The following is a 26,292-nucleotide window of genomic DNA, read 5'->3' on the forward strand; positions in this document are numbered from 1 at the left end:
ATTTAAAAATTTAATCCGAAAGTTACAGCAAACCTTCCTCCATCTTTTGCATAGAAATAAGATCCTTGAAAAACAAGCTGATCCAAAGCATTTATCCAAATTCCGCCTCCAAAAGAATTGTGCCATTTGTCGGTATTTTCTGTAGGAATCCAAACTCTTCCATAATCAAAACCGCTGTAAATTCCGAAATTTAAAGGTAGAAAGGAATTTCTAAAAGTTCCTAGATTTACGCGTAAATCTGTAGTTTGATAAAAAGAAGATTTACCATAAAATCGATCGAAATTGTAAGCACGAAGATGATCATTTCCTCCTAATGTGGTCATTTGATAAAATTCGTAATCATTGCTAAGCAGCCATTTTGCTTTTGCATAAGTAGACAAAATTAATTTTTCGTTGTTGGTGAGATAATGTATAAAACCTAATCCTGTAGCAATACTGGGTAGTTTTTTGTCATTATTAAATAAATTTTGTCGGTAGCTGAAATCAATGTCTAGTTTCATTCCCAAGCTAGGATTTGCCTTATTATTCAGGTTCAAATAATTAAAGCTGATATCTGCGCCACCAAAATGATTGGTTTTGAAGACGTCTTCATTCACAATATTTGCAGTGGCAATTCTCCTAGCATCTGTTTTTTCTATTTCTATTGCTTCGTAAACTAATTTGGAAGTGAAAGAAGCTGCATTTTTTTTCCAATTTAAAGAGGGTGCAAAATGGTAATCTTTAGCACGAACTCTGTAATAATTTTCTTCGAAAAGATCATCGTAATTTTCAGTTAAATTTCCCACGCCGAAAAAATTTCTAATAAATTTTGAAGAAGAAATTCCTGCATCTATCTGATAAAACCAATTTCCTGTGAGGTTCGGAATTGTAGCTGCATACGCAAATTCATAACCTTTCGAACTTGTAAAATAATTGGCAAGCAATTTATGTTTTGCTGAAAAAGGATTCTGCTTAAATCCTTTTTTTTCGTAAACCGCATTGATGCCTACAATCAATCCATCATCAGGATTAAATCCGATATTGAGATTTTGTGTAAAAAAACTATATTTTGGTCTGGTGAAATTATACTCATTTAAGTAATAATCGTCTGTTAATTTTACATTCGTTTTTTTATTATTGAAGGTATTTTTCTTAGTTTTATAATCATAGATTTTCACGTTTTTGTTATTATTAATGGTATAAACATCATTATTCAAACCTCCCAATAATCTTATTTTTATACCGCTTTTATTTCCATTTACTTCAAATTCATCATCGTCAGAAAGTCCATAGATCCATATTTCTTTAGTTAAATCTTTAGAATAAATTTTATTGAAAGTTAATTCTTCTCCAGATTTTTTAAGCCGATAAATTTTTATTTCCGTTTCCTTATTATTTAGACGATTGATGATGAATTTATCTTTTTTATCTGTTCCTGTTAGCAAAACTGTTTCTTGTAAAATATTGAAGTACTGCTTTGCGTATAATTTCAAATCATTTTTTCGAATTTCTAGATTTTGTTTAATGCTTTTCAGGTTTTCATTTTGTGCTGCATTTGGCAATTGATCCAAGGCTTTTTCAATGTCATTTTTATCTAAATTTTGTTGAATGTATTCTGCTTCATTCAGCCAATCTGCGAGTGTGGAATTTTTAGTAAAAGCTAAATCTATAGCGTATGCTTCTCGGTTGAACCATTTTATGTTTTTTATTTTCGGGCCAAAACTTTGCATATGTTTCAGCTCAGGAAAGGCCAAAATAATTTTGGTAAGAAATCCGTCATATTTCACAAAAGCTTGGTCGCGATCTTTGGGAATAGGGGAAATGTACACACTTCCATTTTCTTTTCTTTGTTCCCATTTCCATTGATCTTGGTGCCGATCCCAATCACCAATAAGCATATCAAAAAGCCGTGCTCTGATGTAAGATTTTTCATCAATGACATATTTTTCGTCTTTTGCGAGCAATTTTATAACTTCATGGGTGCTCAAAATTTCACTAGGATTTTCTAAAGTTTCCTCTGGTCTTTTTTCTAAATAATACAATTCATCGCCAAAATTTTGATTGAATTTTCCCAATCTATTTTGTTTTGGAACATAAAATAGCTCCGGATTTGAGTGTTTTATGCCAATTTGATCAGAAAGATTTCCAATGGCTAATGGTGTATATGGATGAGAAGAGGTGAAAAAATCTAATAAAAATTGATCTGCAAACCCATTTTCTAAATCTTTGCTCATATATTGATTTTTGAAAGCGACGGATTGCAAAAAACGAATACCACTTTTCTTCAAAGCACGCAAAACATATTCTCCTTTTGGTGTTTCTAAACGTAAGGAATTGGTTTGATGGCCACCTCCAGAACGACTTGCTTGTGCGCCACCAAATAAAGTATCTAAAGCTAAAACTGGCGCTTTTATAGGTTCGGAATATAGATTTCTGTAATTTTTGCCCCATAAAAATTCGTAAAATTTCCCTTTTTTGGTCATGGCAACATCATAAACGGACGCTTCAATTTCTGTGGGAAATTTATAAGGATAGCTAGGAATTTTTGGGTCTGAATTTTTTAAAATTTGTTTTCTATATAATAGCTTTTCGGTGTTATTTTCTCTTCCAAAATAAGAAACTTCCGCATCTCCAGATTTGGATATTTCTAGCACAGCATATCCATTTTTGCCGTAAGAAAAGTCGGATTTGCCAATTGCAGAAGCAGCTTCAGATTTAGATCCAGCTCCACTTATTATTTGATGAATATTATCTTTTTCGATGTATTGAAGATTGTGATCATGCCCAGAAACTACAATTACATTGTCTCGATCTGCAAGTAAAGTTTGAATTCTAGAAGATAATTTTCTGTAATTTTCGTTTGATAAATCTTGGTGCGTAATTCCTCCTGTTGCGCGCATCAAATTCATAAAGCTACCTAAAATTGGCAGTGGAAATTTATTTTCTAAGGGGAAAATTTGTTTTTCTAAAGAAAATTTTCCACCATGAGAACCGTTATCTAGCAATGGATGATGAAAAGCTACGACGATGGTTCTGTTTTGATTTTTATTGAGCTCTCCTTCAAAAGCCTCGAAAAAATCTTCTCTGGTTTTTATCTCGCATTTTTCATTTATTCCGGGATTTTTGTTCCAGTCAGCTAGAAACCATTCAGAATCAACGATAATTAAAGCAATATTTTTATCTATTTTTCTAGTTTCTATCGCGCAAGAATTTTTTGGTGCAAATGCTTTTTTGTCTTGCAACTTTTTGGTGATGTAATCTTGCTGATTTTCTAAGCCAATGATTCCGTTGCTATACCAATCGTGATTTCCAGGTATGAAAATGGTTTGTCCTTTATAGTTTTTTGCTAAAGCAATTTGATTATCAAGATGTGCTTCTGCAATTTTTCTGTCTTTGCTTTTTTTGTTAGGCAATCCTTTTGGATAAATGTTATCTCCTAAAAATATCAAAGTACTCTTAGCATTTGCAGAATCTAGTTTATCCTTTAATTGATTGAGCGTGTTTTTGGCTTCCAAACTTTTTATATCTCCTACGGTTGCAGAGTTTTCTAGATTTCCTGCATCTCCTACCAAATAAAATGTGTGGGCAACTTCTTGTCTTTCTATTTTTTCGCTGATAGGATTATTTGCAACTGCACTTCCATAATGTGCATTTCTACTTGCGCAAGAATGTATTAAAATCCCCAAAAGAAGTAATGTCGCATTTTTTATAGTAAATATTTTCATAAATTTGATTCAAATATAAAATATGAGCATTGTACAAAAAGCTGAAATTTATGTTAGTCAGCTCTTTACAAATAAATTGTCTTCAGAATATACTTTTCATAATCTTTTTCATACCAAAAGGGTTGTTGCTAGTGCGAAGCTTCTTGCAGAAAAAGAAAATATTAGTGATAAAGATACAGAAAATTTGCTTGTAGCAGCATGGTTTCATGATGTGGGGTATGTAGATTCTTGCACCAATCATGAGTCTATCGGCATGAAAGCTTGCGAAAATTTCTTGCAGCAAGAAAATTTGCCAGAAGATGATATAGCAGTGATAAAATCGCTGATCTATGCTACTTCTATGCAGTATTTCCCGAAAAATTTACTAGAGAAAATAATTAAAGATGCAGATTTATCTCATATCGGGTCTGATGAATTTTTGGAAGTTACAGAATATCTACGAAAAGAATGCAGAGTGGTTTTGGAGCAGAGATTCAACAAATTGGAATGGGCGAAATTTAACTTGCTTTTTTTAGAATCTAAGCATGAATTTTTCACGGATTATGCAAAAGCAAATTGGAACGAAAAGAAAAAGGAAAATATTGCAAAAACTAAGGCGGTTATTAAAAAATTAGAAGGTAATAAAGCTGATAAGGAAAGTAAAGACAACGACAAATCTCAACTGAATAAGAAAAAATTGGAGAAAATGAATTCTCCAGAACGCGGCATAGAAACCATGTTTCGGACGACGCTTAATAATCACACCAGATTTAGCCAAATTGCAGATACAAAAGCAAATATTTTATTATCCGTAAATGCCATTATCATTTCTGTAGCGCTTTCAACTATAATTCCAAAGCTGGATGCGCCGAAAAACGAACATTTAATAATACCCACTTTTATACTTATTATTTTCAGTGTGGCAACTGTTGTGATGGCTATTATTTCTACGAGACCAAAAATATCGAGTGGCACTTTTACCAGAAAAGAGATCGAAGAACGTAAAATAAACCTACTGTTTTTTGGTAATTTTCACCAAATGCCATTAGAAGAATATATGTGGGCAATGAAAGATTTAATGAAAAATAAAGACTATTTATACGAAAGTATGGTGAAAGATCTCTATTATTTGGGAATTGTGCTCAATAGAAAATACAAGCTTTTGAGAACCACATATACCATTTTCATGATCGGAATTTTAGTCTCTGTTTTAGCTTTCTATTTTGCTTTTAAAGGAATTTTATAAATAGAATTTGAAACTATTAATTATAATTTACCGCAACTCTTATAGCTTTCAAACCTATAATACTTTGCAAATCTTCTAATTCTACAATCTCGATTTCATCTGTAAGTTTGCCTTCTTTTTGTAGAATTTTTATATAGTTGAGGTATTTTATTTCATCGTTTTTTTGAGTGTACACAATGCTTATTGTTCCTATTTTCACCAATCTTTCGGTAGAATTTTTCAAATGTGCTTTGTCTATTCTTTTTTTGATGATTTCGTATCTGGCATTATAGCTTCCATCTACATCAAATCGTTTTTCATCCATTCTAAATTGAATGCTAAGCGGCGTGCTATACACCAAAATAAGCGATGTAATTTCTAATGGCTGAGATAATTCTGATTGAATCTCGCGAAAAAGCAGTTCAGTTTCTGCAATTGCTGATAATTGCCAAATCCGCAAATTATTTTCAAAAACTTCATCATAGCTTAACCAAGGAGCAATGCTTGCACCGAGATATAAATTATGTTCAACACCATCTGTTTTGAATCTTTCATAAAAGAACGGAAATTTTTGCTGTTGCAAGTCTTGCTTTCTATCTAAAAACCGACTCAATTTTTTATTAACAAAAGACATGCTGTCATCAAATTTCTTCCTAAAATGATAGAATCCTTTGGTTTTAGAATCCAACAAACCGAAATAATCTGTTATTTTTTTATTATTATCAATATTTTCATATTTAAGTTGATCTAGAATTGGATAAATTTCCATCGTTAAATAAAAATGAAAATCGGCTTCAGAATTAGCCTTTAAATTACCGATAAATTCCTCTTTCAAAGTCTGCAATTTCAGTAGAATTTGCGCAAAATTTTCCTCAGAATCTATATTTTTAAATAAATTTTCTAAATGCTCAATCTGTAACTTTAAATCTTTTAAAATTGCTTCATTTCTTAGATTAGAAGAACTTTTCACATCAGATTGACCATAAAATGGAATTAAATGATCAAATGCAATTTTTTTATAATTGGATTTGTCTATTTCTTCGCCACCAAAACTAATGTGCCGAGAAACTTCTTTTCTAAATTTCCAGTATACACTCGGGTGAATAGAGGTGTATTCTTTCTGTATAATTGCAGAAATCTTATTTTCGTAAGTATTGTAAATCCGCTCCAAAGTGTCTTCAATAAAGGGACGAACTTCATCAAAATTAATTTCGTTGATGCCGTTTAATGATTTTTCTTTAGAAAACATTTCTATCACTCCCAACTGGTTGCTTTCTTTTCTAATAGCCGCAAATATGGCACTTCGAATTCCTTTATTATAGAGGAATTTCACTATTTCATCACTAGGATTTTCTTTATAAGATTTTTCTACGTCGGAGATTGTATAGTATTTTTGAAGATTTGTAAACATATCATTTGTAGAATCTTCATTACTATCATTGTATTCTATTTTTTCAGAATACATCGTACTTGGAATGATAGAATTTATCGGAGACGCAACAAATGTACCTTTGCTCAAATCAATACCAGTATATCCAATTTCCAAATCTTTAATTTGAAATATAGATCGGAAAATTGTAGTTAATTCACCCATCAAAAACGACGTATCATTATTTTGTAATAGTCTACCTTTTAAGTTACTCATCGCAACTTCTTTTGTAGCATTATACATATTGATGATTGCAAAACCTTCTAAAGACCATGAGTTTGGCGGAAATTTTTCCAACCACAAATCGAAATTATCAAAATTATTTAGTAAATCTTCAATTTCATCTTGTTTTAAAATTTTGGAATTTGCTGCAGGTTTAATCTTAATGAAATCTGCATTATTCAGAATTCTAAAATGATTAATAATGCCATTTTTAGCAGGAATATCAAAGATGAAGGAAAACCCCGGATTTGCAGTAGAAACGCCAAAGTAGCTTTGCAAAATAATACAGCAACTCAGTATATAAAATTGTTGCGGATCATAATCTCTAAACGATAGGCTGAAATCTGGTCCAGCATTATACAAAATGTTTTGTAGCCTTTCTGTGGGATTATAAATATAATTAATATAGGGTAAACTCACCGCTTTAATTTCGTTTTTCGTAAGCACAGCAGGAAAAATAAAACTTAATAATCTTTTAATAAAAATTTTATTTTCTTCCAAATAATCCGTGTCTTCTATACCCGAAATCAACTCTGGATAATTTTGTAATTCTTCAAGAATTTCCTTTTGTTGATGAGCAAAATGTACATCTTGCTTTGCAAGCAATTGCATTTTTTCTATTAAATATTTAAAAGAAAAATTAATGGTAAAAGGACTTTGAAAAATTTGCTCGAAACGCATAAATATAAAATATACTGCAAAGGTATTGTATTAATATCTAAAGATAAATGAATGCTTTAAATACTATAAAAAACATATCTTTGCACCTTACTTTAAAGCTATTATTTTTTGAAAGACATCCGCACTTTATCTTTAGAAGAACTCAAATCTCACTTTGTAACTATAGACGAGAAACCCTTTCGTGCAAAACAAGTGTATGATTGGCTTTGGAGCAAAAATTTGCATTCCATACAAGAAATGACGAATCTTTCTAAAGATTTGCGAGACAAACTAGATTTAGAATTTTTCATAAAACCAATTGCCGTAGATCTTTTACAAAAATCTACTGACGGAACCATAAAAAATGGTGTAAAATTGCACGACGGACTTCTAGTAGAATCCGTACTGATTCCCACAGCAACCAGAACTACAGCCTGCGTTTCTTCCCAAGTGGGTTGTTCTCTAAATTGTGAATTTTGTGCAACCGCAAAACTCAAAAGGATGCGAAATCTAGACGTTGCAGAAATTGTAGATCAAGTAGCATTAATAGATCAGCAAAGCAGAACCTATTTCAATCGTCCACTTTCCAATATCGTATTTATGGGAATGGGAGAACCGATGATGAACTACAAAAATGTGGTAGAAGCCATCAGAAAAATTACTCAACCGGAAGGTTTAGGTATGTCTGCACGTAGAATTACGGTTTCCACTTCTGGAATTCCAAAGATGATAAAAATGCTTGCCGACGAAGAAATAAAAGTGAAATTAGCACTTTCTCTTCACTCCGCAATCGAAGAAATTAGGAATGATATTATGCCGTTTTCCACAGCGTTTCCTTTAACGGATATTATGGATTCTCTGCAATATTGGTATCAAAAAACAGGTTCCACCATCACTTTTGAATATTGTATTTGGAAAGGAATAAACGACCAAGAAAAAGACATTCAAGCCTTAATTAAATTTTGCAGATTGGTGCCTTCCAAAGTAAATATCATCCAATACAACCCAATTGGCGAAGGTAAATTTGATTTCAAAAATACCAAAGCAGAAGAGCGTTATGTAGAACAATTGACGCGCGCAAACATCACCGTTATGGTTCGCAGAAGTAGAGGTGGAGATATAGACGCAGCTTGCGGACAATTGGCGAATAAATCTGCGGAGTAATCCCTTATATCAAATTTTGAACAAAGTAAAGCAATTTCAACATTCTGTTATTGCGAGGTGCGAAGCATTTTTTTTCGCCGTTATTTAATTTCGTTGAATGCCAATTCAGTATTTTTTCATGGCAGCTTGAACTTAGTTCGTAAATTTCAAATAAGGCATCCGCTTCATTCTCATTTATGTCTTCCGTTCCCAATCTTTTTTTTTCAAAAAAAGGATTTCCACTCAAGTCAGGCTGCAAGATTACCCTAAATACTAAATTATTTTTTGAGTTTAAAATTTATTCCCAAAATTTTTGAAGAACAATTTTTTACTCCCATAAATCCAAACGCTAATTTCCCATAAAATATCTTTACTTTTACCGAAATAATTTAAAAAATAATGGTCAAAAAAATAGTCATCAATTTCCTGAAAATTATTGCGGGAATTTTGGGTTTTATAGTTTTATACATTATCTGTGCGTTACTAATTCCTTACATTCAAATAGATGAAAAACCAACATCGGAACCAAAAAATATAGCTGTATATATTTATACAAACGGCGTGCATACAGATATTGTGATGCCTATAAAAACGGAACAAATAGACTGGAGTGCAAAAATTCCGTATAATAATATACTCTCAAAATCAACAGATTTTAAGTATGTGGGAATTGGATGGGGAGACAAAGGTTTCTATTTAGATACACCAACTTGGGCAGATCTCAAATTTTCTACCGCTTTCAATGCGGCGTTTTGGTTGGGAGATTCTGCTTTGCACACTACCTTTTACAAAACAATGACGGAAGCTGAAGATAGCCGAAAAATAATGATTACGAAATCTCAATATGCGGAGTTGATAAAATTTGTAGACGAACGATTTGATAAAAATGCATCTGGTCAAAATATTTTGATTCCAACAAATGCAGTTTATAGCAAGTCAGATGCGTTTTATGAGGCAAAAGGAAGTTATAGTTTTTTTTATACTTGCAATACTTGGACAAACCAAGCTTTAAAAATTTCTGGACAAAAAGCCGCACTTTGGACACCCACAGATTTTGGAATTTTCCAGCACTATAAACTTGATGAATTAAAATAAGAAATATAAAAATTGGCAATCTATCATAAGATATATAAATCAAGATTGTACTTCTTATCTTATGTAATGAGAAAGTATAATTGCATAGATTGCAATGTAAACCAGAAATAATATATAAGAATCTACTTGTTGTGCATTTGGGAATATTTTTTTTACATTAAAGAATGCCAATATTCGCATTTGAAGCGACCGTTTAATCAAATTTGCTTGCAGATTTCACTTTGCTAGTTTAAATATGACGTAAAAAAAACAAACTTTGCGTTTAATATTTTTAACTAACTGATAATAGAAGTTTTAAATTATAAACTCTAAATGCACAACAAGTAAGAATTTTTAAATTTCAGCAATAATCCGATTTTCAAAATAAAATTACAATTATGAGTAAGAAAACAATACTAAAAGAAATAATAGAAACTAGAAAAAGCAAGTATCCAAAAGATTACACTACAGAAAAGATTTCTAAAAAGGTTTTAAATAAAATATTAAAGTCTGCCGATTTTGCGCCCAATCATAAATTAACAAAACCATGGAGATTAGAACTTTTTCAAGATGATGCAAAGATGGAATTGGCTGTAGCTTTGGGCAAGGTTTGCATTTTAAATTTAGACGCAACGACTTCTGAAAAAAAAATAAAGAATATTCAAGAAAAATTTGAGCAAACGAATGCTATCGTTTCTATCAGTGTAAATTACTCTGGAAAAGTACCACAATGGGAAGAATTGGCTGCGACTGCAATGGCTGTTCAAAATATGTATCTCACTTGCAATGCACACAATGTTGGTTGCTATTGGAGTACACCAAAAGAGGCTGAAAACTTAAGTGAATTTTTAAAATTAGAAGACAACCAAATGTGTTTGGGCTTATTTTATATGGGCAAATTGCCGAAGTAAGAAGGGATTAAATTTGTTTAAAATAAACCTTTGCCAAGACGGGAAAATTAATTATCTTTGCAAACTTAATAACAAACCGGGACGAGTTCCCACAATATTTTAAATTATGTCCGTAAAAATTAGATTACAAAGACACGGTAAAAAAGGTAAACCTTTTTTCCACATCGTAGTTGCAGATGCAAGAGCAAGAAGAGATGGTAGATTGATTGAAAAATTAGGTACTTACAATCCAGTTGCTAATCCAGCAATTATTGAATTAGATGTAGATGCAGCAGTTTCTTGGTTGAACAAAGGAGCGCAGCCTACAGATACTGCAAGAGCAATTTTGTCTTACAAAGGAGCATTGTACAAAAAACATCTTCAAGGTGGTGTAGCAAAAGGTGCATTTAATGAAGAAGAAGCAGAGAAGAAATTCGCAGCTTGGTTAGAAGGTAAAAATACACAAGTAGAAACTAAAGTTTCTGGACTTGCTAAATCTAAAGATGATGCTAAAAAAGCAGCATTTGAAGCTGAAACTAAAGTAAACGAAGCAAGAACTGCAGCGTCTCAAAAATTAGTTGATGATGCAAAAGCTGAAGAAGAAGCAAAATTAGCTGAAGAAAAAGCAGCAGAAGATGCAAAAATAGCTGAAGCAAAAGCAGCAGAAGATGCGGCGAAAGTAGAAGAAGAAAAAACTACAGCGGAAGCAGTAGCAAATAAAGTAGGAGAAGTAGCTGCAACAGTAGAAACTGCTGTAAGTACTGCAACTGAAATAGTAGCGGAAGTTGCAAAGAAAGTATCTGATGCCGTAACTGGTGAAGGTAAATCTGAGGAATCTGCTGACGAAGCAAAAGCTTAAAAATAAATTTGTGATGCGTAAAGAAGATTGCTATTTTTTAGGAAAAATCACACGCAGACACGGTTTGGCAGGAAATGTAATTCTGAAAATGGATACAGATCAGCCAGAATTTTATAGAAATTTGGAATCAATATTCGTTGAAATCAACGGATTATTGGTTCCTTTTTTTATTGATAAATTGGGCTTCCCGAAGAAGGATACGCTCAATATTTCCTTCAAAAATGCTACTGAAGGAACGGTAGATCAAAGTCTTGGTAAAAACGTATTTCTACCAATGACCACTTTGCCACCACTTTCTGGTACAAAATTCTACTACCATGAAGTTGTAGGTTTCAAAATTTTGGATCAAGACGACAACTTTTGTGGTACCATCAAAGAGATCAACGATTCTATATCTCAACACTATTTTATTCTCAATTTAGAAGGTACAGAAGTCATCATTCCCGTAATCAAAGATTGGATTCTTGAAGTAGACCGCGCTGAAAAATTCATCAAAATGCAAGTTCCAGAAGGACTTTTGGATGTATATTTGAAGCCGACTGATAATGATGAGCGGTAATTCTTAATTTTCTACGCTCACAAACTTTCCTTCAAAACTTCAATTCTTGTCCTCATTTTATTGAAAAACAATTTTCGATCTCTATTTCCAGCGGTATTTAAAGATTTACAATTTTTTATTTGATGCTCAAAATAATTCAAACTTTCTGCGCAGGTTTTGGTGTCATTTACCAACAAATATCCAAACATATTACATGGAATTGCCAATGTGGATTGAGTACCTTCACTGAAAAATATATCATTCGACAAATGAATCAATTCATTTTGATATATTTGAAAACGGGAATTGTTCTCTGTTTTATTTTCGATGTATTGTATTAGTTCATGCAATTCTGATAATATTTCTATGGCATCTTGTTTAGAAAGCAATGCAATTTCATAATAAAACGAAATTTGTTGCAAAATGCTAGAAATCGTCATGTCATTCCACAATTCTATTACATTTTGTTTTTCGTACGTATCTCTTAATACATCTGTTTTTGAGCCGAATAATACGGGTTTGAAATCTTGAAACGGTTTAAAAACTTGTTTAGAATTAAGTAAATTCATCCAGACATAAATTTTAAATCTAGACAATAGTGTATCTGATAAAGTATAGAAAAAAGGAATATCTTTCGCTGAATAATATATTTCAGACTTTTCTGAAAACGGCAATGAATTTAAAATTTCCAATGAACTAGCGAAGAATGAGAATAAATCTTCGGTTTTATTTACTGTTTTCGTTTTTCGTACCAATAATTTGTTATCATTTTCTAAAAATTGATCTAGAGAAATTTGATAAAAATCTGAAAGTGCAACTGCTTCCTCGAAACTAAATTTCGATTTTGATGAAGTTCTTCTGTGTGCAGCATCATAACTAATATTTAAAACATTGGCAATTTCGTCGTTCAAAGATTTCGTGCCTATTTTACTTCTTATCTCTTTAATTAATTTTTCTTGAAACATTTCTTTTGCGATTTTCACAAATTTACAAAAATTGTTTATTCTTTTTCACATTTAGAAATGCGATTTCCGCTTATACATTTGTAGTATAATTTTAAATAAAAATATTATGAAAACTACCATCTTATTTATTGCAATGATGATTACTTCATTTGCTTTTGCTCAGAAACCAGATGTAAAGAATGATGATGAAATTCTAGATTTGTTGATTCCAACCAGAATAGAATTGACTATTTTTGATGATAAATCATATTTTTCAGTCGGTCCAAAATATGCCTTGAATGAAAAAAATTATATCGGTTTACGTGGTCACTTTAATTGGTGGGATGCAGATGGTAGCAAATTAATTGTGGTGCCAGAATTAGATTATATCTATAGAATTTCCACATATGATGCCAGTAAATCTATGATTACAAGCTTGCAGACAGGAGTTGGAATTACGCCAAACGCTATTTCACCCAAAATTGGATTTACATTTTATCACTTCTTAACTGCGGAATTGGGTAATAATTTTCAATTTAAAGAATATGAAAATTTCACAACCAAAGGTTTTAGACTCTCTTTTGGAATTAATATTATTTTCTAAATTAACCTTAAATTTATTCTGTCAATTTCTTAATTAAAAATTTAAATCATGAAAAAAATTCCATTATCCCTCATCATATTCCGATTTTTATTAGCTCCAATTATACTTTTTCTTGCATATTATTTAGGTGAAGAAAGCAGAATCATTATATTAGTTTTAATGTATCTGGGTTTAATTTCAGATATTTTTGATGGAATTATCGCTAGAAAAGCAGGCGTTTCTTCGGAGAAATTACGAAGATTAGACAGTCAAACAGATTTGATATTCTGGGTTTCTATTGGTGTGGCAACCTATATTTTATTTCCCATATTAATTGTGGAAAATAAGTTTGCTATCATCTCTATTTTTGCGATGGAAGCACTTTGCTACATCATCAGCTTTGCAAAATTCGGAAAAGAAACTTGTACGCACGCTTTTTTGTCCAAAATGTGGGGATTAAGTTTGTTGGTCGCGTTCACTTCATTATTATCGTTTGAATATGCGGGAATTCCTTTTTATATCGCTGTAGTTTTAGGTTTAATAGCGCATTTAGATGTCATTTTTATTATTTTAATCTTACCAAAATGGCAGCATGATATTCCAAGTTCTTACCATGCATGGCAAATAAAAAAGGGTGTAAAAATTAAAAGAAGTAAATTTTTAAACGGATAATTTTATAAATTTCCATAGTTTCTCTTAGAATTACAAAATTTTGCACTTAAGATTTGTAAAATTTGTAAATTCTGCGAGAGCAGTAGTCGTTATTATTTAGGGATAATGTAAGTTCTGTTTCGCCAATTATTAGTTTAAATTTTTCCGCACGGCAACAATAATTACGCCAATTTTTTAGTAAATTTGCCTTTATTGATTTAAAGGAAATATGAAAACTACAATTAAAGAATTACTTTCAGACTACAAAAAGTTGATTCATCATGATATAACCATACAAGGTTGGGCAAGAGCATTTCGCTCAAATCGGTTTATCGCTTTAAATGATGGTTCTACCATAGAAAACTTACAAATTGTAGTAGATTTTGAAAATATTCCAGAAGATATTTTAAAAAACATCAGCGTTGCCTCTTCTTTAAAAATAACTGGCGAATTGGTAGAAAGCCAAGGAGCCGGGCAAAGTATAGAAATCATCGCTAAAAAAGTAGAAATTCTGGGTGATAACTTCACCGAAGAAAGAGATAAAACTATTCTTCAGCCAAAACGCCATACTTTAGAGATTTTACGAGAACAAGCTCATTTAAGAATGAGAACGAATTTGTTTTCGTCCGTTTTTCGTGTAAGACATGCAGTGAGTTTTGCAATTCACCAATTTTTTAATCAAAATCAATTTTTCTACATCAATACACCAATAATTACGGGTGCAGATGCAGAAGGTGCAGGAGAAATGTTTGGTGTTACCAATTTTGACCTGAACAATATCCCAAAAAATGATGATGGAGAAATTAATTATGATGAAGATTTTTTTGGAAAGAAAACAAATCTTACCGTTTCAGGCCAATTAAGTGTAGAAACCGCCATGATGGGATTGGGCAGAGTGTATACTTTTGGGCCAACTTTTCGTGCAGAAAATTCTAATACTACCCGCCATCTTGCAGAATTTTGGATGGTAGAACCAGAAGTTGCTTTCAATAATCTAGAAGCAAACATTGATCTTGCAGAAGACTTCTTGAAATACATAATTACCTATGTTTTAGAAAATTGCAAAGAAGATTTAAAATCTCTAGACGAAAGATTTGCAGCTGAGCAAAAAGCAAAACCAGAAAAAGATAGAGCAAAAGAAGGTTTGATAGAAAAACTAGAAAACGTGATCAGCAAAAGATTCAAGAGGGTTTCTTATACAGAGGCAATTGATATTTTGATGAATTCTAAAGAAAATAAAAAAGGGAAATTCAAGTTTCCAATTACTGAATGGGGTGCAGATTTGCAAAGTGAGCACGAAAGATTTTTGGTAGAAAAGCATTTTGAAAGTCCTGTTGTTTTATTTGATTATCCAAAAGACATCAAAGCATTTTATATGCGTTTGAACGAAGATGGCAAAACGGTAGCTGCAATGGATGTATTGTTTCCAGGAATTGGAGAAATAATCGGTGGATCACAAAGGGAAGAAAGATACCAGGTTTTGAAAGATAAAATGGAAATAATGGGTGTAGATGAAGAGGAACTTTGGTGGTACATGGATACTAGAAAATTTGGATCTGTTCCACACGCTGGCTTTGGTTTAGGATTGGAGAGATTGGTGCTTTTTGTAACAGGAATGAGTAATATTCGTGATGTAATACCTTTCCCAAGAACACCAAAAAATGCTGAATTTTAAATAAATTTCTTTAACTTTATTAAAAATTTAGAGATGAGCACAATTACTTTACATAATGAAACAGAAAATCAATTAAGTTTAATTGAAAATTTATTGGAAGAATTGAAAATTCGATTTGATATTTCCAAAGAAATTGAGATGGAAGAATTAACTGATTGGCAAAAAGAATCAATTGAAAGAGGTATTGATGATTTTGAGAATGCGAGATTTACAACATCAGAAGAAGTTCGAAAAGGCGCTCGCTTATGTTTGAAATAAATTGGTCAGATGAAGCAAAAAATGTCTATTATGAAACGTTAGAATATTGGTCTTTTCGTAATAAATCGGATTTATATTCTGAAAAAATAATTGAGGAAGTAGAAAACATGGAACTTTTAATTGCCAAAAATCCTTCAATCGGAATTAAAATCAACTTTAAAGGATCTCGAAAAGTTAAAGTGCTAAAATATTTTTCACTGATTTACTTGATCAATGCAAATAATGTAGAAATCCTTTCATTCTGGGACAACAGAAGAGATCCAGAAAATTTAGATATAAAATAAAAGTTAGTACAAAAAGATAAATGTTAAAACAAAATTTTCAGTTAAAATTAGGGCAAAAATTAGCGCCACAGCAAATTCAATTAATGAAGTTGATACAACTGCATACACTTGAGTTTGAAGAAGAACTAGAACGCGAAATTGAAGAAAACCCTGCCCTAGAAAGAACTGAAAATAAAGAAGAAGAAACCTACGAAGCGCCGAGTGCAGATTTGGAAAATGAAGGATCGGAAAGTATAGATACAGATTTTGACGTCAATGACTATATGTACGATGATGAACCTGCATACAAATCTACTTCTAATAATTACTCTGCAGACGATGAAGAATTTGATAATCAAAGTTTGCTTACAGAAGGTCAATCTTTGTACGATTATTTACTAGAGCAGATACGCCTTGCAAATATCGAAGATCAAGATCTTATAATTGCGGAATACATCATCGGAAATCTAGATAACGACGGATATTTGAGAAGAGAAATAAAATCTCTGGTAGATGATATGGCGTTTTCTCAAGGTCTATACACAAGCATAGAGAATGTAACAGATATTCTCGTAAATTATGTGCAGAAACTAGATCCTACGGGAGTTGGAGCAAGAAATTTGCAAGAATGTTTGCTTTTGCAAATAGAGAAAAAAGTGACCGCAGATAAATCTGTAATGCTTGCTGCAGATATTTTGAGAAGTCAATTTGATGCTCTTACAAATAAACATTACAACAAAATCATCCAAAAATTTGATATTGATGAAGATGATTTGAAAGATGCACTGGAAGAAATAGGTAAATTAAATCCTCGTGTTGGTGGGAATTACGATACGCAAACCATTACTATTAATAATGAAATTATTCCAGATTTCACCATAAAGGTGATTGATAACGGAGACAAACCAGCCGATGTAATTCCAATGTTGAATAGCAAAAATGCGCCAACTTTGCGCGTTTCGCACGAATATAAAGAAATACTTTCTACCTATTCTCACGACAAAAAATCTAAAGAACATAAGCAAGCCGCACTTTTCATTAAACAAAAGCTAGATGCTGCAAAATGGTACATAGATGCCATCACGCAACGCCAAAATACATTGATGCAGACCATCAATGCAATCGTGAAATTGCAAAAAGAATACTTTTTAACTGGTGATGATAAATCTTTGAAACCAATGATTCTGAAAGATATTGCAGACATCACAGGATTTGATATTTCTACCATTTCTCGTGTGGTAAAAAGTAAATATGCAGATACACCAAACGGAATTTTATATTTAAAAGACTTGTTTTCCGATTCTTTGACGAATGATGAAGGTGAAGAAGTTTCTACTAAGGAAATTAAAACCTATTTGATGGAGGCGATTGATGTGGAAAATAAAAGAAAACCACTCACAGATGATGCTCTCGTGAAAATTCTAAAAGAAAAAGGCTACAATATAGCCAGAAGAACGATTGCAAAATACCGCGAACAATTGAGTATTCCTGTAGCGAGATTGAGAAAGGAGTTATAGATACTTTCAGTATAATAAAGAAAAAGCTCCTTATGTCGTATGAAAATATTAAATTTTTTGATGAATTAGAGGCAGTTTAGAAAAACTTGCGAAGGCTTGCCTTTCTTATTGTTTAATAATTATCCACTTTATTCCGCTTCTTCAATCTCTTTCAATTGCTTTAAATGTGCGCCCAGTCTTTTCATGATGATGCCATAGACCAAACGATAATACAACCAAATTAGTACTACGCAGAATATTGTTGTCACAATTAAGCCAACAAGCAATCCAATTCCAGTTTCTTTTGGAAGATCTACATTTTGAGTTTCTAACGTTGTAAATACAAAAAAAGCGAGGGCCACAAAATATAAAACTAACAAAATTATATTGGTGAAAATAAAGAGATTTACTGTTTTTTTGAATTTTACAATTTGCAGTATAAATTTCTTCAGATTAGATTCTACCCGTATTTTTAAATAATTAAATAGAAAACAACCCACAAAAATAGCGGTGATAATTAATACAAATATCTTCATTGCAAAATACAAATGCTCAAAATTCATTACTACTTCTGCATTGTTTTTAATGCCCATTTTCTCTAAAATTTTGTAGTAATCTTTGCTGCTATCATCATTAAATAGATAATATATAGATAACGAAAGTATCAGAGCAAATTCTAGTATGGAGATCCATACGATATATTTTATATAGTTGGTAGATTTTTTGTTCAGCATTTTCACAATTTCAGCATTGCTGTATTTTTGCTCAATTGGCTGCTCTTGCCATGTTTTTTTATATTGGTCTAAATTAAATTCAGGCATGTTTTTCCATTAAATTTTTTAGCACTTTTTTCAGTCGGTTCATTTTTACTCTTGCATTTACCTCGGAAATTCCTAGATTTTCAGAAATATCTCGGTAGGGCAAATCGTCTAGATACATCATCACTATTGCTCTTTCTACGGTGGGCAACATTTTTATCACGCGGTACAATGTAGATATTTGATGTTGCTTTTCATCGTCAAAATCTTCTGAATGTTGATAGTGAAAATCTTGTAACTCGTCGGTTTTTGGCGATTTTGTTTTTTTTCTAAATAAGGTAATCGCCGTGTTCAATGCAACTCTATACATCCAGGTTGATAGTTTACTTTGCCCTTTGAATGAGTCGTAACTGCGCCATAATTGTAACACAATTTCTTGAAAAAGATCTTGCTCATCTTCCAGTGTATTGGTATACATACGAGAAATCTTGATAATCAGGCCTTGATTATCATTAATAACTTGCGAAAATTCTTTTTCTTTGGACGTCACAACAGAAGTGGATTTCGTAGGCGAAGATAGTGAAAATGTGCTGATTTTTAAATTTGAAAATTGATAAAGGCGATTTAATGTGCCAAGGTTTTTATTTACAATCAGAATAAATTAAACAATTTTTTAGTTTTTTTATAAATAAAGTTGCACAATTTTAATTTTAATTTAAATTTAGCTCTCATTAACAAACAAAAACGTTTATAAGATGAAAAAATTATTTTTTGTTGCAGCTTTAGGAGTTGCAGGTATGATGAGTGCAAGCAATACGATTGTAAAAGAAGTAGAGATTGCAAAAACAAACGAGTGTATAGACCAGAAATCTGCGGAGATTTCTCCTTTGAAATTGAAAAGTCCTGGGGATGTTATAATTGAATTTGATTTATCTTGTTGTACTGGTGCAACATGGCCTGTACAAAACGGAACAGCAATAAATAAGAAACAACTTGACATCATTGAAGCTATTCTAGAAAGTGTCTATTGTGATGAATAGTTAAATTGATAGAAAATTTTAATATAAAGAGGTGTTTTGCACCTCTTTTTTAATACAATAAAAAATATGAAAAAATTCTTATTTTTAGCATTTACCTTTATTTATGGGCAAATTTATGCACAAGATATACAATTTGAATATGAATATACGAAATCACTTGATAGTATTAATTCTAAAACACAGCACTATATTCTAGAATATCATAAAAACTATCATTATTTTTATGGAAAAGACACCTATGCATTAGATTCACTTTCAAAAGTCAATGATACTCGTATAGTTATTACTCACAACATGAAAATACCAGTTTCCAAAAAAAAACAAAAACGAGATATTTTGAAAAATTTTTTATATGAAGATGGCAAAGATTATTTTATGATAAGTAATTTTACGGTATTAAAAATCAAGTATGAAGATAAAATAAATCTTGATTGGAAATTAGAAGAAAATACTATAGAATATTTGGGTTATATTTGTAACCAAGCTACTACGGAATATGCTGGTAGAAGGTATATTGCTTGGTATACAAAAAAAATACCAATATCTGCTGGTCCATATGTTTTCAGAGGATTGCCAGGTTTAATTGTGAAAATTTCTGATACTGAAAATAAGCATGTCTTTCGATTAACTGAAATAAAAAAAACGCTCAATAACTTTTCAACGGAAGGTTATAAATTGATTGCAAAGGAAAAAGCTAAAGAACTACAAACTAATATAGAAAACGATCCAATTCAAATGTTACTGCCAGATTTTCAACCAACTCCAGAAACAAAAAAAAGATTGGATGAGCTTAAAAAAAGAAATTTTAAGAAGGATACAAACCCAATAGAATTGATAGATTAAAAAAATCTGTGAGAGGAACTGGTTCAATTTTGAAAAAAATCGAAAATCTCATAGCCCTGATAGAAACGGCATCCTTTTTTGTAAGAGCGCGCTTCAAGGCGTGTTCTTACAAAAAAGATATAGTGGATAGCGGGATTAAGCTCCAAAAAATATGTATTATCAATAAATTTACGTTTTTACAATTCGAATAATTCGTGAAATTTGTAATTTTAATATATCTTTGCCATCCATGAGAAAATCGGTCTGTTGTTCCGAATTTATTTCGGGAAGGAAAGTCCGGACTCCATAGAGCAGCGTATAGGATAACGTCCTTGCATCGTGAGGTGATGACCAGTGCAACAGAAAGTATGTACAGTTCGGCTGTAGTGAAACCAGGTAAACTCTGCGCGGAGCAATGGTAAGTATATCGGTTCTTCAGGATTTTTTCCTGAATAGAGGCGGCTCGTCTTGAAATCCGAGGGGTAATCAGCTAAAGTTTTGCAGTAATGTAAAGCGTAGATAAATAACAGACGTTCAGATTTATTTCTGAAAACAGGATCCGGCTTATAGATTTTCTCATGGGTTTTTTCTATAATGCTTTTATCGGGAAGTTGAAATATATATTTAATCCTTCTCCAATTCCAATTTTGCATTTTGCAATTTTGCTTTTTCCTCTTCAGAAACTTCGGGAAATTTTAATTCCATTTTTTCTAGCGTATCTACTATTATTTCTAAAGCCGTTAATCTTGCAAACCATTTTTTATCTGCAGGGATTATGTACCACGGCGCAAAATCTTTAGAGGTTTTGGTGATGGCTTCTTCATAAGCTGTCATATATTCGGGCCAAATTTTCCGTTCGGCAAGATCCCCCATTTCAAACTTCCAGTTTTTATCTTCCTCGTTTATTCTATCTAGCAATCTCTTTTTTTGTTCATCTTTAGAGACGTTTAAAAATATTTTGATAATGGTTGTACCATTTTCTGCTAGATTTTTCTCAAAATTTTCTATGCTTTCGTATCTTTTTTCCCAAAAACTTTCGTCGAAATCTTTTACGTCTTTCCACGTTTTTTCATTTAAATTATATTCTGGATGTACTTTGCAAACCAAAACACTCTCATAATGTGATCTATTGAAAATCCCAATTTTTCCTTTTTCTGGCAATGCAAGATAGTGTCTCCAAAGGAAATCATGCTTATATTCCAAAGTACTTGGTGTTTTAAAGCTTTTTACTTGGCAACCTTGCGGATTTATCCCTCTAAATACATGCTCTATCAAAGAATCTTTTCCTGCAGCATCCATCGCTTGCAACACGATAAGTAAAGATTGAGAACCATTTGCATACATTTTCTCTTGCAATAGATGCAGTTTTGGTTTTAAAATTTCTAGTGATTTTTCACCATCTTCTTTATTAATATTCCCATCATAACTTGTAGAAAAATCTTTTAAGTTTATCTTTCCTTCGGCTTTATATTCTTCGTAATTCATCATATTTTCATCTAATTATTTGAGACATCAAGATATAAAAAAAACCGACAATATTTTGTCGGTTTTATTTTTTTTTCTTTACCTAGATTATTTAGCCGTAGATTTTGCCATTCTGGAATTTTTTTTGTCTGCTTTCATTTGAGCTTTTTGCGCTTTTGCTTTTGCCTTCGCTTCTAATTTTAATTCTTCTGGAGTTAAAACTTTTTCTACAGCATTAGGATCTACAGTTCCGGTAATCATCAATGCAGTTCTAGCATTCACAGGATCATTAGAGAAAACTTCAATTTGCTTTGTGAAAGCACCATTGATGGAAGTATTATATCCTACCTTAATTTCAGCACTTTTGCCTGGTAATACTGGTGCATCACTCCAAACTGGTGTAGTACAACCACAAGAAGCTTTTACGCTAGAAATGATTAATGGCTTGTCTCCAGTATTTTTTATGGTAAAAACTCTTTGTCCATCAGATCCTGTTTTCACAGTTCCATAGTCTACGGTAGTTTTATCAAAAGCGATTGTTTGTGCAGAAGCTAATACGAAAACACCTAAAAGTGCAATTCCTGATAATAATTTTTTCATTTTTGAATATTTTTTGTAATTAAATTATAATGCAAAGTTAAAAATAAATTTAATATGCGTGATATTTTTTTTCTTTCCACTATTTTTGCAATTATTAAGCCAAAGATTCTCATATTATGCAAATTTCTGAAAAGTACAATCCACTAGAAACTGAAAACAAATGGTACGCCTACTGGATGAAGAATAATTATTTTCATTCTACACCAGATGATAGACCACCTTATACCATCGTAATCCCACCACCAAACGTAACGGGAATTTTACACATGGGACATATGCTCAACAATACTTTGCAAGATGTTTTGGTAAGAAGAGCAAGAATGCAAGGTTTTAATGCTTGTTGGGTTCCAGGCACAGATCATGCGTCCATTGCTACAGAAGCTAAAGTTGTAGCAAAACTAAAAGAAGAAGGTATAGACAAAAAAGATCTTACGCGAGAAGAATTTTTGAAACATGCATGGGAATGGACTGATAAATATGGTGGAACAATTCTAGAACAACTAAAAAAATTAGGTTGCTCTTGTGATTGGGAGCGTACAAAATTTACTATGGAAGATGCGCTTTCTAAACAAGTGACCACTTCTTTTGTAGATTTATACAACAAAGGCTTGATTTATAGAGGCTATAGAATTGTAAACTGGGATCCAGAAGCGAAAACGAATATTTCTGACGAAGAAGTTATCTTCAAAGAGCAAAATGGGCAATTATATTACCTAAAATACCAAATAGAAGGTACGGAGGAATTTCTTTCCGTTGCAACCACACGTCCTGAAACTATTTTTGGAGACGTGGCAATTTGCATCAACCCAAATGATGAGAAATATGCTCATTTAAAAGGCAAAAGCGTTATCGTTCCTATCGTTAATCGTGTGATACCTATTATAGAAGACGATTATGTAGATATAGAATTTGGAACAGGTGCTTTAAAAATTACTCCAGCACATGATAGCAATGATTACGAAATAGGCAAAAGACACAGTTTGCCAATGATAGATTCTTTGGATGATGATGGAAATCTGAACGAACACGGAATGCATTATGCCGGTAAAAACAGATTCGTAGTACGGAAAATGATTGCCAAAGAATTGGTAGAGAAAGATTTATTACTAAAATCTGAAGATTACATAAACAAAGTTGGAACATCAGAAAGAACTGGCGCTGTCATAGAACCAAAAGTTTCTGTGCAATGGTTTCTAAAAATGGAAAATTTAGCAAAACCAGCTTTGGATGTAGTGATGAATGATGAGGTGAAATTCTATCCTCCAAAATTCAAAAATACCTACAAACATTGGATGGAAAACATCCGCGATTGGAATATCTCTCGCCAATTATGGTGGGGACAGCAAATTCCCGCCTATTTTTATGGCGAAGGTCAAGATGATTTTGTAGTTGCAGAAAATATTGAAGCAGCCTTAATTTTAGCTAAAGAAAAGTCTCAAATTTCAAACCTCGAAATTTCAAATCTTCGCCAAGATTCTGATGCATTAGACACTTGGTTTTCCTCGTGGTTATGGCCAATGTCAGTTTTTGATGGCTTAAATGATAAAGATAACAAAGAAGTAAATTATTACTATCCAACCTCAGATTTAGTTACAGGTCCGGATATTATTTTCTTTTGGGTAGCAAGAATGATCATGGCAGGAATAGAATTCCGTGGCGAAGTTCCTTTCCAAAATGTTTATTTCACAGGAATTGTACGGGATAAGAAAGGAAAAAAAATGTCTAAATCTGCAGGAAATTCTCCAGATCCAATAGAATTAATAGAAAAATACGGGGCAGATGGAGTTCGTGTGGGTATTTTATTAAGTTCTGCTGCAGGTAACGATTTACTTTTTGATGAAGAATTGATGAGCCAAGGTAGAAATTTTGCTACTAAAATTTGGAATGCTTACAGATTAATCCAAGGTTTTCAACAAGATTCAAGTATTAAAATGTCTGCTGCAGATGCACAAGCAATTGCTTGGTTTGAAAATAATTTAAGCAAAACCATCGCAGAAGTGAACGATCAATTCTCGAAATTTAGAATTTCGGATGCGTTGCATTTAATTTATAAATTAATCTGGGAAGATTTTTGTTCATGGTATTTAGAAGCCATCAAACCAAAATATGGCGATCCAATTTCTGCAGAAGTATATGCAAAAACCATTGCACTTTTTGAAGAATTGATGAAATTGCTGCATCCGTTTATGCCTTTCCTCACAGAAGAACTGTGGCATTCTATGTCGGAAAGAGGAATTTCTGAAGCATTAATTGTAACTCAGCAAACAAAAGAAAATACTGTTGATGAAATCGTGCTATCAGACATAGAAACATCTAAAGAAATAGTTTCTGGTATCAGAAATTACCGACAAACAAAGGGTATTTCGCCAAAAGATGTCTTAGAACTTTATACCAATTCCAAGAATTTTCCAAATGAAGAATTTATTTTAAAATTGGGCAACGTTTCTCATATTAATTTTGAAACTAAAACAGATTTGCCGAGTTTTACTTTTTTAATAGGAGGAACAGAAATTTCTATTCCTTTCAGCGAAGATTTGGATCTGGAAGAAGAAAAAGCAAAAACTGAAGAAGAGTTAAAATATTTAAAAGGATTTTTAATCTCTGTAGACAGAAAATTGAGCAATGAAAAATTTGTAGCCAACGCAAAACCAGAAATTGTAGAAAACGAGCGTAAGAAAATGCAAGATGCGCAGGATAAAATAGTTCTTTTGGAAGCAAAATTGAAAACTTTGTAGTGAAGATGGAAGTTATTTTTGCCAAAACTAGAAATGAAATGAATGTAGAATATATTCATGATTATTTAACCACTAGTTATTGGAACAAAGGTATTACTTTAGAAAAAGTTCAAAAATGTATAGACAATAGTTTGAATTTTGGGATTTTTATCAATCAGAAACAAATTGGCTATGCACGTGTTCTCACAGATTTTGTACGATTTGCATATTTAATGGATGTTTTTATAGATCCAAATCAGCAAGGCAGAGGCTACGGAAAACTTTTAATGGAATATGTGCTTGAAGATGAAGAACTAAAATCTTTGCCAGGAATGCTTTTGGCAACTAAAGATGCACATTCATTATATGAGAAATTTGGCTTCAAAAAGTTTACGGAAGAAAATAATAGTAAATTCATGATTTTAAAAAGACCAGATTAATTTAAATTTAACAATATTTTTAATTAGAACTATCAAAGCAAATGGAAATCTTTCACCTTGAAAATTTTTAAAAATAAAAAATTGCGCCTTTGCGTTCTAAAAACCTAAAAAAATGCAACACCTAAAAAACATAGAAAAACTATTTTCAAAAAATTTTATAGAAAGTCCTTTAGTAGATACTTTTGATGCTGGAAAAATAAACATCACATCTGGAAGTTTAGTTGCTTCAGATCCTTTAACGACCAGTGAAATGCAAGCTTTCGATACAAAATTTCCTCTGGGAGAATTTCCTGTTCTAATCCACAAAGAAATAGAAAGCAATTGTATCGCCTACGTAGAAATCATTTTTAAAAATGAAAAACCTGCAAAGTGGAAAATGGCGACCACAAAAGATCAAAATTTAGAAGATTTAGATGGCGAAGAAATTTTTGGCTATCCATCCGAAAGTGGAATGGGCTGTCTTATGGACTGGGAAGCGCAAAAAAGTTTGCAAAATTTAGAGCAGAAAATCTACCAAGAAAAAGGCGAACAATTCTGTGGAATTTATGAAGAATTTTTCCGCCCTGCATTTTTTAATAAAGATGAAGCCGCCGCCGATCAGTTTGCTATTTTACAACCAAATTTAGAAGATAAATCTACCATTTTGGCCTTTGAAACTGGATATGGAGATGGTTTTTATGCAAGCTATATCGCTTTTGATAAAGATGAAAATCCCTTGAAAATAATTACAGAATTTATTGAAATAGACGCGTAAGTTCTAAATATTTAATCAATCCTGTCCTAAACAAAATTGTTTGTTGTAAAAATGCGTTATTTTATTGAGTTGATTGATATAAAATTACGTTTTTTAAAAAAGAACCC

At 32.0% G+C, this 26,292-nt stretch carries 23 protein-coding genes, 1 other RNA gene and 1 pseudogene; 18 read left to right on the plus strand and 7 right to left on the minus strand.

The features are described 5' to 3' along the window. Window positions 1-2: 2 nt before the first annotated feature. Complete coding sequence (locus HNQ03_RS11745; RefSeq protein ID WP_173779880.1) at window positions 3-3,704, minus strand: metallophosphoesterase; 3,702 nt, start codon at window positions 3,702-3,704, stop codon at window positions 3-5. A 22-nt stretch (window positions 3,705-3,726) separates the two neighbouring features. On the opposite strand from HNQ03_RS11745, the gene HNQ03_RS11750 reads away from it, so the two are divergent. Next, window positions 3,727-4,929 carry a Pycsar system effector family protein gene (locus HNQ03_RS11750; RefSeq protein WP_173779881.1) on the plus strand — a complete coding sequence of 401 codons (1,203 nt, stop codon included), beginning with the start codon at window positions 3,727-3,729 and terminating at the stop codon, window positions 4,927-4,929. 16 nt (window positions 4,930-4,945) lie between these two features. Here HNQ03_RS11750 and HNQ03_RS11755 read toward each other — a convergent pair whose 3' ends face one another. Further along, a complete protein-coding gene (locus tag HNQ03_RS11755) occupies window positions 4,946-7,171 on the minus strand; it encodes a GAF domain-containing protein (RefSeq protein WP_173779882.1) in 2,226 nt (741 codons plus the stop codon). A gap of 177 nt (window positions 7,172-7,348) precedes the next feature. On the opposite strand from HNQ03_RS11755, the gene rlmN reads away from it, so the two are divergent. From rlmN to rimM, 5 genes and pseudogenes are all read left to right on the plus strand, one after another. Beyond that, window positions 7,349-8,383: a 23S rRNA (adenine(2503)-C(2))-methyltransferase RlmN gene (gene rlmN / locus HNQ03_RS11760; RefSeq protein WP_173779883.1), complete on the plus strand. Its 1,035-nt coding sequence runs from the start codon at window positions 7,349-7,351 to the stop codon at window positions 8,381-8,383. 378 nt (window positions 8,384-8,761) lie between these two features. Further along, a complete protein-coding gene (locus tag HNQ03_RS11765) occupies window positions 8,762-9,457 on the plus strand; it encodes a TIGR02117 family protein (protein ID WP_173779884.1) in 696 nt (231 codons plus the stop codon). 377 nt (window positions 9,458-9,834) lie between these two features. Next, window positions 9,835-10,347 carry a nitroreductase family protein gene (locus HNQ03_RS11770; protein ID WP_173779885.1) on the plus strand — a complete coding sequence of 171 codons (513 nt, stop codon included), beginning with the start codon at window positions 9,835-9,837 and terminating at the stop codon, window positions 10,345-10,347. Window positions 10,348-10,453: 106 nt separating this feature from the next. After that, a pseudogene (locus tag HNQ03_RS11775) lies at window positions 10,454-10,993 on the plus strand (30S ribosomal protein S16); the annotation flags it as partial. 205 nt (window positions 10,994-11,198) lie between these two features. Further along, window positions 11,199-11,744, plus strand: a complete 546-nt coding sequence (gene rimM / locus HNQ03_RS11780) for a ribosome maturation factor RimM (RefSeq protein WP_173779903.1) — start codon at window positions 11,199-11,201, stop codon at window positions 11,742-11,744. A 17-nt stretch (window positions 11,745-11,761) separates the two neighbouring features. Here the strand turns inward: rimM and HNQ03_RS11785 are convergent, their stop codons facing one another. Next, window positions 11,762-12,706, minus strand: coding sequence for an XRE family transcriptional regulator (locus tag HNQ03_RS11785; RefSeq protein ID WP_317170374.1), 945 nt, complete (start codon window positions 12,704-12,706; stop codon window positions 11,762-11,764). An 88-nt stretch (window positions 12,707-12,794) separates the two neighbouring features. On the opposite strand from HNQ03_RS11785, the gene HNQ03_RS11790 reads away from it, so the two are divergent. The 6 genes from HNQ03_RS11790 to rpoN all read left to right on the plus strand — a co-directional run bounded on the left by HNQ03_RS11790 (window position 12,795) and on the right by rpoN (window position 17,614). Continuing rightward, window positions 12,795-13,271 (plus strand): hypothetical protein, encoded by a 477-nt coding sequence (locus HNQ03_RS11790; protein ID WP_173779888.1) that lies wholly within the window; start codon window positions 12,795-12,797, stop codon window positions 13,269-13,271. 48 nt (window positions 13,272-13,319) lie between these two features. Further along, the gene (locus HNQ03_RS11795; RefSeq protein ID WP_173779889.1) at window positions 13,320-13,922 is read left to right on the plus strand and encodes a CDP-alcohol phosphatidyltransferase family protein; all 603 of its coding nucleotides are present in this window, start codon (window positions 13,320-13,322) and stop codon (window positions 13,920-13,922) included. A gap of 208 nt (window positions 13,923-14,130) precedes the next feature. Further along, entirely contained in the window at window positions 14,131-15,576 is a 1,446-nt protein-coding gene (asnS, locus tag HNQ03_RS11800) for an asparagine--tRNA ligase (RefSeq protein WP_173779890.1), read from the plus strand. Window positions 15,577-15,609: 33 nt separating this feature from the next. After that, the gene (locus HNQ03_RS11805) at window positions 15,610-15,834 is read left to right on the plus strand and encodes a hypothetical protein (RefSeq protein WP_173779891.1); all 225 of its coding nucleotides are present in this window, start codon (window positions 15,610-15,612) and stop codon (window positions 15,832-15,834) included. Beyond that, a complete protein-coding gene (locus HNQ03_RS11810) occupies window positions 15,822-16,118 on the plus strand; it encodes a type II toxin-antitoxin system RelE/ParE family toxin (RefSeq protein ID WP_173779892.1) in 297 nt (98 codons plus the stop codon). The genes HNQ03_RS11805 and HNQ03_RS11810 overlap by 13 nt, the downstream gene beginning before the upstream one ends. Window positions 16,119-16,138: 20 nt before the next feature. Beyond that, the gene (rpoN, locus tag HNQ03_RS11815) at window positions 16,139-17,614 is read left to right on the plus strand and encodes an RNA polymerase factor sigma-54 (protein WP_173779893.1); all 1,476 of its coding nucleotides are present in this window, start codon (window positions 16,139-16,141) and stop codon (window positions 17,612-17,614) included. A gap of 128 nt (window positions 17,615-17,742) precedes the next feature. Here rpoN and HNQ03_RS11820 read toward each other — a convergent pair whose 3' ends face one another. Together HNQ03_RS11820 and HNQ03_RS11825 are read right to left on the minus strand one after the other, a co-directional pair. After that, window positions 17,743-18,414 (minus strand): beta-carotene 15,15'-monooxygenase, encoded by a 672-nt coding sequence (locus tag HNQ03_RS11820; protein WP_173779894.1) that lies wholly within the window; start codon window positions 18,412-18,414, stop codon window positions 17,743-17,745. Continuing rightward, window positions 18,407-18,901, minus strand: coding sequence for an RNA polymerase sigma factor (locus tag HNQ03_RS11825; RefSeq protein ID WP_173779895.1), 495 nt, complete (start codon window positions 18,899-18,901; stop codon window positions 18,407-18,409). The genes HNQ03_RS11820 and HNQ03_RS11825 overlap by 8 nt, the downstream gene beginning before the upstream one ends. Window positions 18,902-19,106: 205 nt before the next feature. Between HNQ03_RS11825 and HNQ03_RS11830 the strand changes: the two genes are divergently transcribed. The 3 genes from HNQ03_RS11830 to rnpB all read left to right on the plus strand — a co-directional run bounded on the left by HNQ03_RS11830 (window position 19,107) and on the right by rnpB (window position 20,796). After that, on the plus strand, window positions 19,107-19,391 hold the full coding sequence (locus HNQ03_RS11830; protein ID WP_173779896.1) for a hypothetical protein: 285 nt from the start codon (window positions 19,107-19,109) through the stop codon (window positions 19,389-19,391). 66 nt (window positions 19,392-19,457) lie between these two features. Beyond that, window positions 19,458-20,234 (plus strand): GLPGLI family protein, encoded by a 777-nt coding sequence (locus HNQ03_RS11835; RefSeq protein ID WP_173779897.1) that lies wholly within the window; start codon window positions 19,458-19,460, stop codon window positions 20,232-20,234. A gap of 230 nt (window positions 20,235-20,464) precedes the next feature. After that, an RNA gene (gene rnpB, locus HNQ03_RS11840) (RNase P RNA component class A) lies at window positions 20,465-20,796 on the plus strand. Between the two features lie 41 nt (window positions 20,797-20,837). On the opposite strand, the gene HNQ03_RS11845 is transcribed toward rnpB, so the two are convergent. Together HNQ03_RS11845 and HNQ03_RS11850 are read right to left on the minus strand one after the other, a co-directional pair. Further along, window positions 20,838-21,701: a PPK2 family polyphosphate kinase gene (locus tag HNQ03_RS11845; protein ID WP_173779898.1), complete on the minus strand. Its 864-nt coding sequence runs from the start codon at window positions 21,699-21,701 to the stop codon at window positions 20,838-20,840. 84 nt (window positions 21,702-21,785) lie between these two features. Then, complete coding sequence (locus HNQ03_RS11850) at window positions 21,786-22,277, minus strand: DUF1573 domain-containing protein (RefSeq protein WP_173779899.1); 492 nt, start codon at window positions 22,275-22,277, stop codon at window positions 21,786-21,788. A gap of 116 nt (window positions 22,278-22,393) precedes the next feature. Between HNQ03_RS11850 and HNQ03_RS11855 the strand changes: the two genes are divergently transcribed. From HNQ03_RS11855 to HNQ03_RS11865, 3 genes are all read left to right on the plus strand, one after another. After that, window positions 22,394-25,012 (plus strand): valine--tRNA ligase, encoded by a 2,619-nt coding sequence (locus HNQ03_RS11855; protein WP_173779900.1) that lies wholly within the window; start codon window positions 22,394-22,396, stop codon window positions 25,010-25,012. A 5-nt stretch (window positions 25,013-25,017) separates the two neighbouring features. After that, window positions 25,018-25,431 (plus strand): GNAT family N-acetyltransferase, encoded by a 414-nt coding sequence (locus HNQ03_RS11860; protein ID WP_173779901.1) that lies wholly within the window; start codon window positions 25,018-25,020, stop codon window positions 25,429-25,431. Between the two features lie 112 nt (window positions 25,432-25,543). Beyond that, on the plus strand, window positions 25,544-26,185 hold the full coding sequence (locus HNQ03_RS11865; protein WP_173779902.1) for a DUF4241 domain-containing protein: 642 nt from the start codon (window positions 25,544-25,546) through the stop codon (window positions 26,183-26,185). Window positions 26,186-26,292 lie beyond the last annotated feature (107 nt).

This window comes from Frigoriflavimonas asaccharolytica (assembly GCF_013294015.1).
In the GTDB taxonomy this organism is placed as follows: Bacteria; Bacteroidota; Bacteroidia; order Flavobacteriales; family Weeksellaceae; genus Frigoriflavimonas; species Frigoriflavimonas asaccharolytica.

What these genes read in the sequence shown, in the direction of transcription:
- HNQ03_RS11765 (WP_173779884.1), top strand. Translation starts at nt 8,762, where the DNA reads ATGGTCAAAAAAATAGTCATCAATTTCCTGAAAATTATTGCGGGAATT.
- HNQ03_RS11865 (WP_173779902.1), top strand. Translation starts at nt 25,544, where the DNA reads ATGCAACACCTAAAAAACATAGAAAAACTATTTTCAAAAAATTTTATA.
- HNQ03_RS11850 (WP_173779899.1), bottom strand. Translation starts at nt 22,277, where the DNA reads ATGAAAAAATTATTATCAGGAATTGCACTTTTAGGTGTTTTCGTATTA.
- HNQ03_RS11790 (WP_173779888.1), top strand. Translation starts at nt 12,795, where the DNA reads ATGAAAACTACCATCTTATTTATTGCAATGATGATTACTTCATTTGCT.
- HNQ03_RS11805 (WP_173779891.1), top strand. Translation starts at nt 15,610, where the DNA reads ATGAGCACAATTACTTTACATAATGAAACAGAAAATCAATTAAGTTTA.
- rimM (WP_173779903.1), top strand. Translation starts at nt 11,199, where the DNA reads ATGCGTAAAGAAGATTGCTATTTTTTAGGAAAAATCACACGCAGACAC.
- HNQ03_RS11860 (WP_173779901.1), top strand. Translation starts at nt 25,018, where the DNA reads ATGGAAGTTATTTTTGCCAAAACTAGAAATGAAATGAATGTAGAATAT.
- HNQ03_RS11745 (WP_173779880.1), bottom strand. Translation starts at nt 3,704, where the DNA reads ATGAAAATATTTACTATAAAAAATGCGACATTACTTCTTTTGGGGATT.
- asnS (WP_173779890.1), top strand. Translation starts at nt 14,131, where the DNA reads ATGAAAACTACAATTAAAGAATTACTTTCAGACTACAAAAAGTTGATT.
- HNQ03_RS11795 (WP_173779889.1), top strand. Translation starts at nt 13,320, where the DNA reads ATGAAAAAAATTCCATTATCCCTCATCATATTCCGATTTTTATTAGCT.
- HNQ03_RS11755 (WP_173779882.1), bottom strand. Translation starts at nt 7,171, where the DNA reads ATGCAATTGCTTGCAAAGCAAGATGTACATTTTGCTCATCAACAAAAG.
- HNQ03_RS11750 (WP_173779881.1), top strand. Translation starts at nt 3,727, where the DNA reads ATGAGCATTGTACAAAAAGCTGAAATTTATGTTAGTCAGCTCTTTACA.
- HNQ03_RS11835 (WP_173779897.1), top strand. Translation starts at nt 19,458, where the DNA reads ATGAAAAAATTCTTATTTTTAGCATTTACCTTTATTTATGGGCAAATT.
- HNQ03_RS11810 (WP_173779892.1), top strand. Translation starts at nt 15,822, where the DNA reads ATGTTTGAAATAAATTGGTCAGATGAAGCAAAAAATGTCTATTATGAA.
- HNQ03_RS11770 (WP_173779885.1), top strand. Translation starts at nt 9,835, where the DNA reads ATGAGTAAGAAAACAATACTAAAAGAAATAATAGAAACTAGAAAAAGC.
- HNQ03_RS11855 (WP_173779900.1), top strand. Translation starts at nt 22,394, where the DNA reads ATGCAAATTTCTGAAAAGTACAATCCACTAGAAACTGAAAACAAATGG.
- HNQ03_RS11820 (WP_173779894.1), bottom strand. Translation starts at nt 18,414, where the DNA reads ATGCCTGAATTTAATTTAGACCAATATAAAAAAACATGGCAAGAGCAG.
- HNQ03_RS11830 (WP_173779896.1), top strand. Translation starts at nt 19,107, where the DNA reads ATGAAAAAATTATTTTTTGTTGCAGCTTTAGGAGTTGCAGGTATGATG.
- rpoN (WP_173779893.1), top strand. Translation starts at nt 16,139, where the DNA reads ATGTTAAAACAAAATTTTCAGTTAAAATTAGGGCAAAAATTAGCGCCA.
- HNQ03_RS11845 (WP_173779898.1), bottom strand. Translation starts at nt 21,701, where the DNA reads ATGATGAATTACGAAGAATATAAAGCCGAAGGAAAGATAAACTTAAAA.